The sequence below is a fragment of the Rahnella sp. PAMC25559 genome (genome assembly GCF_050632365.1).
Classification (GTDB): Bacteria; Pseudomonadota; Gammaproteobacteria; order Enterobacterales; family Enterobacteriaceae; genus Rahnella; species Rahnella rivi.
In genome coordinates this window covers 3,703,701-3,718,744 of the sequence record NZ_CP192543.1, presented here as the reverse complement: position 1 = coordinate 3,718,744, position 15,044 = coordinate 3,703,701, and the positions used below count along the sequence as shown (strand labels likewise).

The 15,044-nt window shown below is 51.8% G+C and carries 12 protein-coding genes and 1 pseudogene; 9 read left to right on the top strand and 4 right to left on the bottom strand.

Annotated elements, in window-relative coordinates; translation table 11 throughout:
• The first annotated feature begins 35 nt into the window (after positions 1 to 35).
• Positions 36 to 368 carry a DUF496 family protein gene (locus ACQZQY_RS18320; RefSeq protein ID WP_013574907.1) on the top strand — a complete coding sequence of 111 codons (333 nt, stop codon included), beginning with the start codon at positions 36 to 38 and terminating at the stop codon, positions 366 to 368.
• Between the two features lie 71 nt (positions 369 to 439).
• On the opposite strand, the gene ACQZQY_RS18315 is transcribed toward ACQZQY_RS18320, so the two are convergent.
• Positions 440 to 1,543: an ABC transporter ATP-binding protein gene (locus ACQZQY_RS18315; RefSeq protein ID WP_431296162.1), complete on the bottom strand. Its 1,104-nt coding sequence runs from the start codon at positions 1,541 to 1,543 to the stop codon at positions 440 to 442.
• 275 nt (positions 1,544 to 1,818) lie between these two features.
• Here ACQZQY_RS18315 and ACQZQY_RS18310 point away from each other — a divergent pair, with 275 nt between their 5' ends.
• The 6 genes and pseudogenes from ACQZQY_RS18310 (at position 1,819) to ACQZQY_RS18285 (ending at position 9,029) form a co-directional block, all read left to right on the top strand.
• On the top strand, positions 1,819 to 3,045 hold the full coding sequence (locus tag ACQZQY_RS18310) for an extracellular solute-binding protein (RefSeq protein WP_056769396.1): 1,227 nt from the start codon (positions 1,819 to 1,821) through the stop codon (positions 3,043 to 3,045).
• 78 nt (positions 3,046 to 3,123) lie between these two features.
• Positions 3,124 to 4,425, top strand: a complete 1,302-nt coding sequence (locus ACQZQY_RS18305; RefSeq protein WP_431297210.1) for an ABC transporter permease subunit — start codon at positions 3,124 to 3,126, stop codon at positions 4,423 to 4,425.
• A gap of 14 nt (positions 4,426 to 4,439) precedes the next feature.
• The gene (locus ACQZQY_RS18300) at positions 4,440 to 5,291 is read left to right on the top strand and encodes a sugar ABC transporter permease (protein ID WP_122094837.1); all 852 of its coding nucleotides are present in this window, start codon (positions 4,440 to 4,442) and stop codon (positions 5,289 to 5,291) included.
• 106 nt (positions 5,292 to 5,397) lie between these two features.
• Positions 5,398 to 6,507 (top strand): annotated as a pseudogene (locus tag ACQZQY_RS18295) (glycoside hydrolase family 53 protein); the annotation flags it as partial.
• Positions 6,508 to 6,574: 67 nt separating this feature from the next.
• On the top strand, positions 6,575 to 8,638 hold the full coding sequence (locus ACQZQY_RS18290) for a beta-galactosidase (protein WP_431296161.1): 2,064 nt from the start codon (positions 6,575 to 6,577) through the stop codon (positions 8,636 to 8,638).
• A gap of 73 nt (positions 8,639 to 8,711) precedes the next feature.
• On the top strand, positions 8,712 to 9,029 hold the full coding sequence (locus ACQZQY_RS18285; protein WP_056771833.1) for a glucose PTS transporter subunit EIIB: 318 nt from the start codon (positions 8,712 to 8,714) through the stop codon (positions 9,027 to 9,029).
• Positions 9,030 to 9,291: 262 nt separating this feature from the next.
• On the opposite strand, the gene ACQZQY_RS18280 is transcribed toward ACQZQY_RS18285, so the two are convergent.
• Positions 9,292 to 10,548: a maltoporin gene (locus tag ACQZQY_RS18280; protein WP_056769407.1), complete on the bottom strand. Its 1,257-nt coding sequence runs from the start codon at positions 10,546 to 10,548 to the stop codon at positions 9,292 to 9,294.
• A 280-nt stretch (positions 10,549 to 10,828) separates the two neighbouring features.
• Here ACQZQY_RS18280 and ACQZQY_RS18275 point away from each other — a divergent pair, with 280 nt between their 5' ends.
• Together ACQZQY_RS18275 and ACQZQY_RS18270 are read left to right on the top strand one after the other, a co-directional pair.
• Positions 10,829 to 11,899 (top strand): LacI family DNA-binding transcriptional regulator, encoded by a 1,071-nt coding sequence (locus ACQZQY_RS18275; protein ID WP_431296160.1) that lies wholly within the window; start codon positions 10,829 to 10,831, stop codon positions 11,897 to 11,899.
• Positions 11,900 to 11,950: 51 nt separating this feature from the next.
• The gene (locus ACQZQY_RS18270) at positions 11,951 to 12,433 is read left to right on the top strand and encodes a DUF805 domain-containing protein (RefSeq protein WP_056769411.1); all 483 of its coding nucleotides are present in this window, start codon (positions 11,951 to 11,953) and stop codon (positions 12,431 to 12,433) included.
• Between the two features lie 78 nt (positions 12,434 to 12,511).
• Here ACQZQY_RS18270 and ACQZQY_RS18265 read toward each other — a convergent pair whose 3' ends face one another.
• Positions 12,512 to 13,222, bottom strand: a complete 711-nt coding sequence (locus ACQZQY_RS18265; RefSeq protein ID WP_431296159.1) for a YopT-type cysteine protease domain-containing protein — start codon at positions 13,220 to 13,222, stop codon at positions 12,512 to 12,514.
• A gap of 321 nt (positions 13,223 to 13,543) precedes the next feature.
• Complete coding sequence (locus ACQZQY_RS18260) at positions 13,544 to 14,974, bottom strand: EmmdR/YeeO family multidrug/toxin efflux MATE transporter (protein ID WP_431296158.1); 1,431 nt, start codon at positions 14,972 to 14,974, stop codon at positions 13,544 to 13,546.
• Positions 14,975 to 15,044 lie beyond the last annotated feature (70 nt).

Below are 15,044 nucleotides of genomic sequence, written 5' to 3'. Positions count from 1 at the left end.
CACTGAATCTGTGTAACTTAATCGAAGGTGTTAAAATGGACAATATCAATAAGCCGAGTTTCCAGGACGTTCTGGAGTTTGTGCGCATTTTCCGTCGTAAAAACAAATTACAGCGTGAAATTGCAGACAACGAAAAGAAAATCCGCGACAACCAGAAGCGCGTTCTGCTCCTCGACAACCTGAGCGATTACATCAAACCAGGCATGAGCATCGACGAAATTCAGGCGATCATTGCCAGCATGCGCGGCGACTATGAAGATCGCGTTGATGATTACATCATCCGCAATGCAGACCTGTCGAAAGAACGTCGTGAAATGTCCAAAAAGCTGAAAGCGATGGGCGAAATCAAAGCCAACGAAACCAAGTAATTTCGTTGCCGCCAAAAGCAAAAACCGGGCTTAAGCCCGGTTTTTTTATGTCCAGAATGCGTGAGTGACGATTAATGCAGATGAGACAGGCTGGCCGCGCTTATCCGCAAACCCTGATCGTTGAAGACCATGCACCGTTCGGCATCAAACCAGGTGGTCAGGCTCTGGTACGGGTTGAACGCCATATCGCCCGGCAGCAGCATTTTGAATCCGTCGGTGCCATAACACTGGCCGAACAGATAGGTGCTGTTGCCCAGCCGCTCAACCACTTCGCAGTTAAATTCCAGCGCATTCTCTGTTTCTTTTGACAGCAAATGCTCGGGGCGAATGCCCAGGGTAATGCGGTCGCCGCTCGCCAGTTCGGGGGTGCGCAATGCCAGCGTCAGGGTTTTCTCCGGCGTAAGGCGCACTTCCAGCCGCTCCGGCTGCCAGCTCAGCACCTCGGCGGGCAGGAAATTCATTTTCGGTGAACCAATAAAACCGGCAACAAATTTATTGACCGGATTGTAGTAAAGGTCCATCGGCGCGCCCATCTGCTCTATTTTGCCGTAATTCATCACCACGATTTTATCCGCCAGCGTCATGGCTTCGGTCTGATCGTGCGTCACGTACACCATGGTGGTTTTCAGTTCCTGATGCAGCTTGGAAATGTGTAAACGCATATCAACGCGCAGTTCGGCATCCAGGTTTGAAAGCGGTTCATCGAACATAAACACCTGCGGATTGCGCACAATCGCACGCCCAATGGCGGTGCGCTGGCGCTGACCGCCGGAGAGTTGCTTCGGTTTTCTGTCCAGCAGATGGGAAAGTTGTAACGTCTTGGCGACCATCTCGACCTGATGGCGGATTTCCTCTTTCGGCACGCCGTTCACTTTCAGTCCGTAGCCCATGTTTTCGGCAATGGTCATGTGCGGGTAGAGCGCGTAAGACTGAAACACCATCGCCACGCCACGGCGTGAAGGGTCAACGTCGTTCACCCGCTGCTCGCCAATGTAAACGTCACCTTCGGTAATGTCTTCCAGCCCGGCAATCATGCGCAGCAATGTGGATTTTCCGCAGCCGGACGGCCCGACAAACACCGTAAATTCTCCGTCTTCAATATCAATATTGATGTCATGCAGCGTGACCGTTTTATCGAAACGCTTCACCACATTCTTAAGTCTGATGCTGGACATGTTTGGCCTCTTAAAGATTCATACCGCTGATATTTCGGACTATAACCACCTTGTGTAAACGTTTGCACAGGTCGGTTCGAATTTTGGAGAGGAGATCACACAATACACATCTTTTGGTAGTGATTTTAAGATTCAAAGTTTAACGTATAACACGAATTCGGAAGCGACATTAATCACTGTGTTGTCAGGTTTTAAAGGGTTTTAAACACGGGTTATTGATTGGGTGTCGTTAGGTTCTACACAAAAATGTTATACCTTCACATCCAGGAGCAACAATGAAAATTACACACCTTACTGCCTTGGTACTGATGTCGTTAAGCCTGAGCAGCCAGGCTGTCCGGGCAGCAGAGGGACAGCTACTTATCTGGGAAGATATTAAGAAATCTTCCGGTATTTCCGACGCGGTGAAAGATTTTGAAAAAGAGAACAACGTCAAAGTCGTTGTGCAGGAAACGCCTTATGCACAACAAACGGAGAAATTACGTCTGGATGGTCCGGCAGGCATCGGCCCCGACGTTGTCGTGATCCCCAATGATCAGCTCGGTACGGCGGTTGTGCAGGGGTTACTGGCCCCGCTGACCCTCGACAAAGCCTTCACCGACAGCTTTACGCCTTCGGCGATCAACGCGTTCCAGCTGAAAGGCCAGACCTACGGCGTGCCAAAAGCGGTGGAAACGCTGGTGCTGATTTACAACAAAGACTTACTGCCGAAAGCACCGGCGACGCTCGACGAGTATTACACCTTCTCCAAAGAAGAGCGGGCGAAAGGCAAATACGGCCTGTTAGCCAAGTTTGACGAAGTCTATTACGCCTACGGCGCGATGGCATCGATGGGGGGGTACATTTTCGGTAAAGATGCGAAGGGCGAAATCAACGTCGAAGACATCGGCCTGAACAAGCCGGGCAGCATTGAAGCGGTGACCTATCTGAAAAAATTCTATGCCGACGGGTTATTCCCGGCAGGGATCACCGGCGAAAACGGACTGAATGCCATTGATTCCCTGTTCACGGAGAAGAAAGCTGCCGCTGTTATCACCGGCCCGTGGGCGTTCCAGCCGTATGAAGCGGCGGGCATCCACTACGGCGTGATGCCGTTGCCGCTGTTGCCTAATGGCAAACCGATGAGCTCTTTCCTCGGCGTAAAAGGCTACGCGGTATCCACTTACAGCAAGCAAAAACCGCTGGCAGAGAAATTCATCACCTTCATCAATCAGCCTAAATACGCCAAGGTGCGCTATGAAGTGACCAAAGAAATCCCGGCACTGACGGCCCTGGTTAACGATCCGATGATTAAAAATGATGAACGCGCCAACGCCGTGGCGCTGCAATCCACCCATGCCACGGCGATGCCGGGCGTGCCGGAAATGCAGGAAGTGTGGGGGCCGGCCAACAACGGTATTCAGCTGGGCGTGACCGGCAAGCAACCGGTGCAGGCCGCCATGAATGACGCGGTGAAAAATATCCAGATGCAAATCGAGGCGGCGAAAGCCAGCAACGAGTGATCCGGTAACACACTTTGTACGTCTGACAGGAGGGCGTGAATTCACGCCCTCACCAGTGAAAGGAACATCTTTGTGTCTATGCGTCTCCACGAGGAAAACCATGCGCCACACGCAGCCAGCCACCATGCACCGGTGGCTCTGGCGGCGGCGCTTATTCCCGGTTTTGGTCAGTTTTATAACCGACAATGGGCCAAGGGAAGTCTGTTTTTTGTCATTTTGTTTTGTTTCGCCGGTGTCTTTTATGATTTCCTGCAACAGGGATTTTGGGGCTTATATACGCTGGGCGAAGAAGTGCCGCATGATAACTCCATCTTCTTATTAGCCAAAGGCATTATCAGCGTCCTGATTGCCGCCTTTGGTATCGGCTTTTATTATCTGAGCCTGCGCGATGCCTGGGTTAACGGCAAACGACGCGATCAGGGTGTGGAATTACCCGGCGTCAGAAAGCAATATCATTTATTGCTGCGCGAGGGTTTCCCTTATTTAATGATCACGCCGGGTTTTATATTGCTGGTGTTTGTGGTGGTGTTCCCGATTATTTTCGGTTTTTCCATCGCGTTCACCAATTACAATTTGTACCACACGCCACCGGCTAAATTAGTTGACTGGGTGGGGTTCAAAAACTTTATTAATATCTTCACGCTTAATATCTGGCGCTCCACATTGCTGGACGTATTGCAATGGACGGTGGTCTGGACGGTGCTGGCGACCACGCTGCAATGCAGCGTCGGCGTCATGCTGGCCATCCTGGTTAATCAGAAAGATTTACGTTTCAAAGCGCTTATCCGCACCGTTCTTATTTTGCCGTGGGCGGTACCGGGCTTCGTGACTATTCTGGTGTTTGCCGGGATGTTCAACGACTCTTTCGGCGTGATCAACAACGGCATTCTGGCGGCGTTAGGCATTGAACCCAAGGCGTGGATGACGGATCCGTTCTGGACCAAAACGGCGCTCATCATGATGCAGACCTGGCTGGGTTTCCCATTTGTATTTGCGATGACCACCGGCGTATTGCAGGCCATTCCGAATGATTTGTATGAGGCCGCCACCATGGACGGTGCCAGCACCTGGAAGAAATTAAAAACCATTACGCTGCCGCTGGTTTTATATTCCATTGCGCCGATCATTATCACGCAATACACCTTCAACTTTAATAACTTCAATATTATCTATCTGTTTAATAACGGTGGCCCGGCGGTGGCCGGATCGAATGCAGGCGGTACGGATATTCTGGTGTCATGGATATATAAACTCACCATGTCATCCTCGCAATATGCCATTGCCGCGACCATTACGATTTTGCTGTCGATATTTGTTGTCGGTATTGCGCTGTCGCAATTCCGTTCAACCAATTCATTTAAACAAGATGATATGGCGTAAGCGGGAGCAGGGTGATGAGTAAGAACAGCAGTATTAAAAGAAACCGGTTTATCCGCCTTTCGCTGAGTTATGTCCTGTTACTGATCGTGGCGGTCATTATTATTTATCCACTGATCTGGACCGTCGGCGCGTCGCTGAATGCCGGTAACAGCCTGCTCAGTACCTCGATTATTCCGGAGAACGTGTCTTTCCAGCACTACAAAGACCTGTTTAGCGGCGACGTGAATTATGTCGGCTGGTACTGGAACTCGATGAAAATCAGCTTCCTGACCATGGTGCTGACCCTGATTTGCGTCAGTTTCACCGCCTATTCCTTCTCGCGTTTTCGCTTTAAGGGCCGCAAAGACGGGCTGATGCTGTTCCTGTTATTGCAGATGATCCCGCAGTTTTCGGCGCTGATCGCCATCTTTGTGCTGGCGCAGTTACTGGGGTTAATCAACAGCCATCTGGCGCTGGTGCTGATTTACGTCGGCGGCATGATCCCGATGAACACCTATCTGATGAAAGGCTATCTCGACGCCATTCCGAAAGATCTGGATGAGTCAGCGAGAATGGACGGGGCGGGGAATTTCCGTATTTTCATCGAAATCATCATGCCGCTCTCCAAACCGATACTGGCGGTGATCGCGCTGTTCTCCTTCACCGGCCCGCTGGGTGATTTCATTCTCTCCAGCACCATTTTGCGCACGCCCGATAAGTACACTTTGCCGATTGGCCTGTACAACCTGGTGGCGCAGAAAATGGGCGCGAATTACACCATGTACGCCGCAGGCGCGGTGCTGATCGCCGTGCCGGTCGCCATTTTCTATCTCGCCTTACAAAAATACTTCGTTTCCGGCCTGACGGCTGGCAGTACCAAAGGATAATCCGATGACTCTCTTTTCTAAAAAGATGTTCAATAAAAGCGCAATGGCCTGCGTGCTGCTGGCGATGTCATTTTCCGGCATGGCGCAGGACGTGGTGATTAAAAAAGTCGCCAACGTCCCGGCGGATTTCATCAAAGGCGCAGACATTTCGACGCTGATTGATGTGGAAAAGCACGGCGGCAAGTTCTTCGATCAAAACCATAAGCAAACCGATGCGATGGTGATCCTCAAACAGAACGGTTTCAACTACGTGCGCCTGCGCCTGTGGGTGGATCCGAAAGATGCGGATGGCAAACCTTACGGCGGCGGCAATAACGATCTGGCCACCACGCTGGAACTGGCGAAACGTGCCAAAGCGCAGGGTTTTAAAATCCTGCTCGATTTCCATTACAGCGATTTCTGGACCGACCCCGGTAAACAGTTCAAGCCGAAAAGCTGGGCGAAAATGGATTATCCGCAGCTGAAAACGGCCATTCATGATTACAGCCGCGAAGTGATCGCCAAATTCCGTGAACAGGGCACGGTGCCGGACATGGTGCAGGTCGGCAATGAAATGAACGGCGGGATTTTGTGGCCGGAAGGCAAAAGCTGGGGCGAGGGCGGCGGTGAGTTTGACCGTCTGGCCGGGCTGCTGAATGCGGCGATTGCCGGTGTGCGCGCCGATGAAAAAAATCCGTCGGACATCAAAATCATGCTGCATCTGGCTGAAGGCACCAAAAACGATACCTTCCGCTGGTGGTTCGATGAAATCAATCAGCGCAAGGTGCCTTACGACGTTATCGGCCTGTCGTTTTACACCTACTGGAACGGCCCGATCTCTGCGCTGCAAACCAACATGGACGACATCAGCAAGCGCTACAACAAAGACGTGATCGTGGTGGAAGTGGCGTATGGCTACAGCACCCAAAACTGTGATGCGGCTGAAAACAGCTTCACGGAAAAAGAAGCCAAAGACGGCGGCTATCCGGGCACGGTGCAGGGGCAGGCAGACTTCCTCAGCGACATGATCAAAAGTCTGGTGGCCGTGCCGGATCACCGTGGCAAAGGCCTGTTCTACTGGGAACCGACGTGGATCCCGGTCAGCGGTGCAGGCTGGGCCACGCCGGCGGGCATGACCTACATCAACGACCACTGGAAAGAGGGCAATGCCCGCGAAAATCAGGCGTTGTTCAGCTGTGACGGTCAGGTTCTGCCTTCCATTCAGGTATTCAAGTAATTTCCTTTTCCCCGGTCACATTGGCCGGGGAGCACTGACTTTTTCTTAAGGATTTAAAGGATTAAGCATGACGAAATTCCCTCTTCTGAGCAGTAAGATTTCCGGCCTGTTACACGGCGCGGACTACAACCCCGAGCAATGGCTGGACACGCCTGACGTGCTGATCCGCGACGTCGAAATGATGAAAGAAGCGCGCTGCAACGTGATGTCAGTGGGAATTTTCAGCTGGTCAGCGCTGGAGCCTGAAGAAGGGCGCTATACGTTTGACTGGATGGATCAGGTGCTCGACCGTCTGCATGAGAACGGCATTTTTGTCTATCTCGCCACGCCAAGCGGCGCACGTCCGGCGTGGATGTCGCAGAAATACCCGCAAGTGTTGCGCGTCGGGCGCGACCGCGTCAAAGCGCTGCACGGCGGGCGTCACAACCACTGTCTGAGTTCACCGGTTTATCGCGAAAAAGTCCAACTGATGAACGGCCAGCTGGCAAAACGTTATGCCCACCATCCGGCGGTGATCGGCTGGCACATCTCCAATGAGTACGGCGGCGAATGTCATTGTGACACCTGTCAGGAGCAGTTCCGTGACTGGCTGAAAGCGCGCTACGTCACCCTTGATGCGCTGAACCAGGCCTGGTGGAGCACGTTCTGGAGCCACACTTACACGGACTGGTCACAGCTTGAATCGCCGTCGCCGCAGGGCGAAAGTGGCGTTCACGGCCTGAATCTCGACTGGCGTCGTTTTAATACCGACCAGGTCACGCGTTTTTGCAGCGAAGAGATCCGCCCGCTGAAAGCCGAAAACCCGGCGCTGCCGGCGACCACCAATTTCATGGAATATTTCTACGATTACGATTACTGGAAGCTCGCCGGGGTGCTGGATTTCATCTCCTGGGACAGCTACCCGATGTGGCACACCCGTCAGGATGATATCGGCCTCGCGGCGTACACCGCGATGTACCACGATCTGATGCGCACCCTCAAGCAGGGCAAACCTTTTGTGCTGATGGAATCAACGCCAAGCTTCACCAACTGGCAGCCGACCAGCAAACTGAAAAAGCCGGGAATGCACATTCTTTCCTCGCTGCAGGCGGTCGCGCACGGTGCGGATTCCGTACAGTATTTCCAGTGGCGTAAAAGCCGCGGCTCGTCTGAGAAATTCCACGGCGCCGTGGTCGATCACGTCGGGCATATTGATACCCGCGTGGGGCGCGAAGTGGCCGAGCTCGGCACGATTTTATCCGCCTTGGCGCCGGTGGCAGGCAGCCGCGTGGAAGCCAAAGTGGCGATCATTTTTGACTGGGAAAGCCGCTGGGCGATGGACGATGCCATGGGGCCGCGCAATGCCGGTCTGCATTATGAAAACACCGTTGCCGATCATTACCGGGCGCTGTGGTCACAAGGCATTGCCGTCGATGTGATCAACGCCGACTGCGATTTACAGGGCTACGATCTGGTGATCGCGCCGATGCTGTACATGGTGCGCGAAGGGGTCAGCGAGCGGATAAGCCATTTCGTGCAGACCGGCGGGCGCTTTGTCGCCACCTACTGGAGCGGCATCGTCAACGAAACCGACCTGTGTTTCCTCGACGGATTCCCCGGGCCGTTACGCCCTGTGCTCGGCATCTGGGCGGAAGAGATCGACAGCCTGACCGACGAGCAGCACAACAGCGTCGCCGGTGTCGAAGGTAATGCGCTGGGGTTGAGCGGGCCGTACCGTGCATCGCAGTTGTGTGAGGTGATCCATCTGGAAGGCGCGGCGGCGCTCGCCACCTATGGCGATGATTTCTATGCCGGTGCCCCGGCCGTTACCGTCAATTTGTACGGTAAAGGGCAGGCGTACTACGTGGCATCGCGCAACGACGCCCAGTTCCATGCCGATTTCTTCACCGCGCTGGCAAAAGAAATGCATCTGCCGCGCGCCATTAACACGCCGCTGCCGGAAGGCATGACCGCCGCAAGGCGTACCGACGGTGAAAGCGAGTTTATCTTCCTGCAAAACTACAGTGCGCAAAGTCAGAGTGTCACATTGCCGCTGGATTATCAGGATATCGTTCACGGCGGCAATTTACCGCGTAAACTGACGTTACCGGCATTTGGTTATCAGATCCTGACACGTAAAATCGCGCAATAAGAGGTATTACCGGCGTGCAACGGGGAATATTCCCTGTTGCACGTTTTTTCATTTCTGCAAGAGAGGATTAATGATGGTCAATATTAAAGACTTTATGCATGTGTTCTCGGCGAAGAATAAAAACCTGAAAGATGACGTACCACCGTCCACGGATGTGTCGTTATTAATTGAGGCGCTCGGTGGCCGCGATAATATTATTAATGTCGATGCCTGTATCACCAGGCTGCGCGTCAAGGTGAAAGCGCTTAAACCGGTTAACTCCGGTGCCATCCAGCAGGCCGGGGCGATAGGGGTGGTCATTATTGGTCAGGAAGTTCATGCCATATTTGGTAAGCAGTCCGACAGCCTGAAGAAATTAATGACAGAGAAATTTGGTTTAAACAGTAATTAAGTCTTTTTAAATAACGCTAAAAATAAAGGCAGCCCGACACCAGGCTGCCTTTATTGTTTCTTATTTTAAATCAATAATAATGATGCTGCTGTGCGGAGAAAAAACGTAACGATCCCCTACAAGAGAAATTAAGTTTTATCTGTCGCTTTATAACAATGAGGATATAACTTTTTTGTACAACATGACTTCAACTTTCCAAAATCAGTGAAGTTGTGGCAAATCGGCAAGCCAACGCAGCGACAGCTTCAGAAATAAAGGAAATTTACCACCAGGCTTCAACCTGAACCCCAAAGTTCCAGGTATCGGATTTCGTGTGATCTTCAAAGGTATCGCCGTGTTCGGAATCATTCAGATACGATGCAAACACACGCAGTTCAGGGCGCGACATAAACTCAGGACCGGCTGCCAGACCCATCGCCAGGGTGTATTTCTGGCCACCTTGTTTATAGTTCGAGCCGTTCTTGTAATCATCTTTCTGATAGAACGTACCCACTTCACCGATGGTACGCACGTAATCCGTCCACTGGTACTGCGCACGGCCCACCAGAGAAACCAGTTCAGTGGTGTCGGTGTACGCGGTGATGTTGTCGGCATGGCCGTAGGTCAGCACGTGGTTGAGGCTGAATTTACTGGTGATCGGGAACAGCCCGGTGATGATGCCGCGATAACCGGTGGCGTCATTGGTGTAATTCCACATGTCATACCAGCCGCCGCCCTGGGAAATCATGTTCTGCGCCAGGCCTTTGTCTGCGTACTGTAAAACCAGTTTGTTATAGCCGCCCCACATATCCTGGCTGATTTCGCCGGTCAGCATCACGCCGTTATCCGCGTCATACAGGCCACCGTACTCTTTCTGATCGTGCGTCAGGTTTGGCATGGCGTAGTCGGCACCGATCTCCATCCACGCGCCGCTCCACGGTTTGATCCCGGCGTAGCGCACGTCAATGTAGTTGATGTTGACGTCGTTATCGCCGTCAACGCGGTAATCCACGTCATTGGCATCGCCACGGATCCAGGCCACCGACAGCGCGCCTTCGCCCAGTTTCAGGTTTTCCACCCCGGCACCGGCACCGGAAATGTTCCAGTATTTGGTGTCGATGATGTGTAAATCATGGCGCTGGTAGTAACGCTTACCGCCCCAGATCACCGCATCTTTATCCCACGGGACCAGCCCTTTAATTTGCAAATTCAGCTGACGCAGCCCGAATTGCGCGTCGTCATTGAGGGTACTTTCATCATCATTTGAGCCGTCGGACACCATGCTGACCATCGAATCGACATAAAAACTGACATCGTCTTTTTTGTAGACTTCACTGCCCAGTTCCACTTCTCCGTAAGTATCGTTTTCGTTGCCCAGACGACCGACTTTGTTTTTCTGGAATTGCTCTAAGCTGCCACTGCCGGAAACACCCAGCCCGGAGCGCAGATAACCATGAAAATCAATATCATTTGCCACTGCAGGGCCTGCCGTGAGGGCGAGGGAAACCGCCACAGCCAGAGTGCGTAAGTTGTGTTTCATTATTTTTCCTTATGATTGTATGACGTTCACATTTACGGAATCTATAAGATACCCAGAAACAACAATGATCAATTTTACACATTCTGAATTGTGAGTTAGATCCAGAACTTGTGTGTTATAAATAAACCGTTAGTGATTCAAATCACAAGATTATGCAATGTTAACGTATAACTTATGCAGTGCGGTGCGCCTCAGATTGAACTTTTATCTGAGATCCCGTAGTTTGACCCGAGGATTGTGGAGGTAAGCTACGTTCACAGGTTGCAGGCAGAGAAAAAGAATGAAATCGAAAAGTTCGACACTGGAAGATGTCGCCCGCTACGCCGGTGTCTCTTATCAGACCGTTTCACGGGTGTTAAACAAGTCAGCCAACGTTTCCGAAGCCACCCGCCTGAAGGTAGAACAGGCGATAGATGTGCTGCGCTATGTGCCTAACCGTCTGGCACAGCAGCTGGTGGGTAAACAGAGTTTCACGCTGGGGCTGGTGACCACGTCGCTGGCCTTACACGCGCCTTCGCAAATTGCTGCGTCAGTGAAAAAATATGCTCATCAGGCCGGTTATCAGGTGCTGATCTCGATGATTGATGAAGATGTTAACCAGAGCATTCAGGACTCGATCAACGAACTGAAATCTCAGCGGGTCGATCGCGTCATCATCAACATTCCGCTGGAAAGCGCTGAAGCAGAGCACATCTACGAAAATAACCGCGATATTCTGTGTCTGTTCCTCGACGTCGATCCGGGCAGCCCGGTGTTTAACGTCTGCTTTAATCCCGCCGACGGCTCACGCGCCAGCGTGGAATATCTGCTGGAATTAGGGCATCGCGATTTCGCGCTGCTGGCAGGGCCGGAGGATTCTGTGTCATCGCGCCTGCGCCTGCAAAGCTGGCAGGACACGCTCAGGGAGAAGGGGCTGGCACCGGTCACGGTGATCCACGGTGACTGGAGCGCCAAAAGCGGCTATTACAATGCGCTGCATATCCTGCGTGAGACGCCGCAGTTTACCGCCATGCTGGTGGGCAACGATCAGATGGCGCTGGGCGTTATCAGCGCGCTGCATCAGCATAACGTCGCCATTCCCGAACAGGTGTCGATCATCGGTTACGATGATACTTACGACAGCGCGTTTTTCCATCCGGCGCTGACTACGGTGTCGCTGGATCTGGATCTGCAAAGCAAAGAGGCGGTGGAACGCCTGCTGGCGACGAAAAATGACGTCACCGAGTCCACCCTGTTACCGGCGAAGCTGGTGGTGCGTAACTCCACCCGTACGCCGGGAGAGCAGGACAAAGATCTGAACCAGATTGCCGATCAGCTGGATAAACTCGCTTCGCGGTTGCGCGGCCAGTAAGAAACGGTTTAAATCCCCGGACTCTTTGGGAAAGTAAAAGGAAGTGACGTAATGACCTTATGGCAGTGTTATTTGCAGGGCTGGAAAGGCTATGTGAAATTTTCGGGCAGGGCGACCCGAAAGGCGTTTTGGGTTTTCACCCTCGGCAATGTTTTGTTGATGATCCTGCTGGTCATGGGCGTGATTTCGTTCTTTTCCATGTCAGGCGACCCTTATATCGGCGTGCTGTATGCCGGAATGGCCTATAGCCTGTTTGCCCTGGTTCTGGCGTTGCCGCTGCTGGCCGTCGGCATCCGCCGCATGCATGACATCAACCGTTCAGGCTGGTGGTTTGGCGGTGTCTATCTGGCGGGCGTCGTCTCGCGGTTGCTGAATATGATCCTGATCCAGTACGCTTCGCCGGAGACTTACGCCGTGCTGAATGTGGTGCTGGGCATTTTGCTCGGCTGGATCCCGCTGCTGGGGATCATCTACCTCTGCTGCCAGAAGTCGAAAACGCCGGTGGATTTACAAAAGCCGGCCGTTGCCGGATAAGACGTACTATGTGAGTCAGGAGTTTGCCGGGCGGCAAACTCCGCGGCGCCCATGATGTAAAGGATTTAAAAAATTAATTCATCTCAGTTTAAAACAAGAAACATCACATTTATTAAAATTCGGGTAACGGTCAGCTATATAGGTCAACAAGAAAAGTGCCATTAAATCCCCCTGGCCATTCATGGTCGGAAAAATAAATTCACCATGGTTGGGGTCAAAAAATTTTAAAACGTTTACTCCTGCTCTTATTGCGAAAGCATGAAGTCCTGCCTGGCCACCTATGATAATAATATACCCGTTTTGGGAGGACATATATTGAAGTATATCCGTTCTTATTGATTCTAATAGTTTGTTTGTCATCATATTGCCCCCTTTTATATAAGAAATTCCTTTATTTCTCAGGACGGTTGTCATGACATCTTTGGAATTAATATTTCCCTGGCATTTATATCTTGACAGGTTTTTTGGCCGGGAGAGAGTAAGCTCCTTCAGTAAATTCTGCACGCCGCGAATCTGAACTTTACCCAGCGGACTCGAAATGTAGTTCATAAAATCAGGCCATGTCGCACCAGAAATTAAGTAAGCACTCGACAGTCCAAGGCAAACTCCGGCTCCAAGGCCGTGGTATTGAATATTTCCCTGCGAGTCATAATTATTGTTTGTCCATGCACCTTGACGTTGCATAGGATTAATATTATCCCATTGATTTCCTGAAATATAATCCTCCTGCAGGAATTTATTTCTTTTTCCGTTAAGCATAGTAACAAGATTGTCGATATCTGCTGGCATTTAAACCTTCTTATTTTAATGGGGAGGTATTATAAAAAACGCGACACGGAATATAATTTATTCGCCAGGTGGAAGCAATTTATAAATATGACTACAAATTTTATTCTAATTTTATTTATAAAATACAGAGGTTTACCGGATGGCGATGGGTTAAGTTGTTTTGTTTTTTTGTATAAAAAATATGTTATTCACTGTGTTGATATATTAATTTCATATGCATTTGATTAATGCATATGAAATAATTATTTATATAGACCGTTTTCCGCCCACGTTCAGACTTACGCCCGCCGGATGCCTGAACTGACCTCTTAACGTTGGCCGTTATTCCGTTCTCTTCGCTTTCGGGTATTTCCACAGCCAGCGGCCGCTGGCCATGCGCCAGTAGAAGAAAATACCGCGCACGATCCAGTCCAGGAACATGCCAAGCCAGATACCCACCACGCCAAAACCAAGCACGATACCCAGGAAATACCCCACCACAATACGACAACCCCACATGCCCACCATCGAGACATACATGGTGAAACGGGCGTCGCGTGCGCCTTTTAATCCGGCGGGGAGCACCCATGACGCCGCCCAGAAGGGCATAAACGCGGCGTTCAGCCAGATCAGTATTTTGACGACGTCGATGACGTCTTCTTCATTGGTGTAAAAGCGCGCCAGCACGCCGGCGAAGGGCACCGAGATGAACGCCAGAACGCACAGGCCAAATGTCGAGAGCCAGAATATATGGCGCAGCTGGCGCTCGGACTGTGCGATTTGCCCTTTGCCCAGCCGCGTGCCGACAATAATGGTGGACGCTGATCCCAGCGCGTTGCCCGGCAGGTTAATCAATGCGGCAATGGAGAAGGCAATAAAGTTACCGGCGATGACGTTAGTGCCCATACCGGCGACGAAAACCTGCGTCAGCAGTTTACCGCCGTTAAACAGCACCGATTCAATGCTGGCCGGAATACCAATGCCCAGCACTTCGCGCAGAATATTGGTATTGAGCGGCAGGAAATAACTTTTAAGGGAGATTTTCAGCGACGGATTAAAGCCGACCATCAGCACCGCAATGACGGCGATGGCACCGATATAGCGCGCGATGGTCAGCCCGAGCCCCGCACCGATAAAGCCCAGTCCATTCCAGCCAAAGCAGCCGTAAATCAGCACGCTGCTGATCACCAGATTGAGAATATTCATGCCGCCGTTGAGCAGCATCGGAATTTTGGTATTCCCGGCACCGCGCAGCGCGCCGGAACCGATCAACGCAATGGCCGCCGCCGGATAGCTCCAGCTGCTCATTTGCAGATAGGAAAGCGCCATCTCTTTGACTTCCGGCTCGGCGTTACCGGCGATCATGTCGATGATCACATGCCCGGAAAATTGCAGAAGAATTGCCAGCAGTACGGCAAAAACGGTCATGATCGCCAGCGATTGTCGCGCAGCGGCACGCGCCCGTTCGTGATCGAGCTTACCCAGGCTGAAGGCCACCACCACCGTAGTGCCGAGATCGACCGCGGCAAAAAAGGAAATGATCACCATGTTGAAGCTGTCTGCCAGACCAACGCCCGCCATCGCTTCCTTGCCCAGCCAGCTGACCAGAAAAGTGCTCAGTACGCCCATCAGCAGGACGCAGGCATTCTCGAAGAAGATGGGCACAGCGAGGGGCGTGATTTCACGCCAGAACAGGGTGCGGTAAGAACGCCGTTTCGGATACCAGGGCGTGCGCTCGATGGCTTTGCGCAAAGAGACGATGACGTTTTGCAAGAGAATTCCAGTGTGGCAGAAAGTAGAACAGCGTTTTAAATTATGATGGTAAAAGACTTCGCATTATGCA

Bases quoted from the DNA above. Each gene is read 5' to 3' on its own strand.
- ACQZQY_RS18320 (WP_013574907.1), top strand. From the start codon at position 36: ATGGACAATATCAATAAGCCGAGTTTCCAGGACGTTCTGGAGTTTGTG.
- ACQZQY_RS18285 (WP_056771833.1), top strand. From the start codon at position 8,712: ATGGTCAATATTAAAGACTTTATGCATGTGTTCTCGGCGAAGAATAAA.
- ACQZQY_RS18305 (WP_431297210.1), top strand. From the start codon at position 3,124: ATGCGTCTCCACGAGGAAAACCATGCGCCACACGCAGCCAGCCACCAT.
- ACQZQY_RS18290 (WP_431296161.1), top strand. From the start codon at position 6,575: ATGACGAAATTCCCTCTTCTGAGCAGTAAGATTTCCGGCCTGTTACAC.
- ACQZQY_RS18315 (WP_431296162.1), bottom strand. From the start codon at position 1,543: ATGTCCAGCATCAGACTTAAGAATGTGGTGAAGCGTTTCGATAAAACG.
- ACQZQY_RS18300 (WP_122094837.1), top strand. From the start codon at position 4,440: ATGAGTAAGAACAGCAGTATTAAAAGAAACCGGTTTATCCGCCTTTCG.
- ACQZQY_RS18310 (WP_056769396.1), top strand. From the start codon at position 1,819: ATGAAAATTACACACCTTACTGCCTTGGTACTGATGTCGTTAAGCCTG.
- ACQZQY_RS18270 (WP_056769411.1), top strand. From the start codon at position 11,951: ATGACCTTATGGCAGTGTTATTTGCAGGGCTGGAAAGGCTATGTGAAA.
- ACQZQY_RS18280 (WP_056769407.1), bottom strand. From the start codon at position 10,548: ATGAAACACAACTTACGCACTCTGGCTGTGGCGGTTTCCCTCGCCCTC.
- ACQZQY_RS18265 (WP_431296159.1), bottom strand. From the start codon at position 13,222: ATGCCAGCAGATATCGACAATCTTGTTACTATGCTTAACGGAAAAAGA.
- ACQZQY_RS18275 (WP_431296160.1), top strand. From the start codon at position 10,829: ATGAAATCGAAAAGTTCGACACTGGAAGATGTCGCCCGCTACGCCGGT.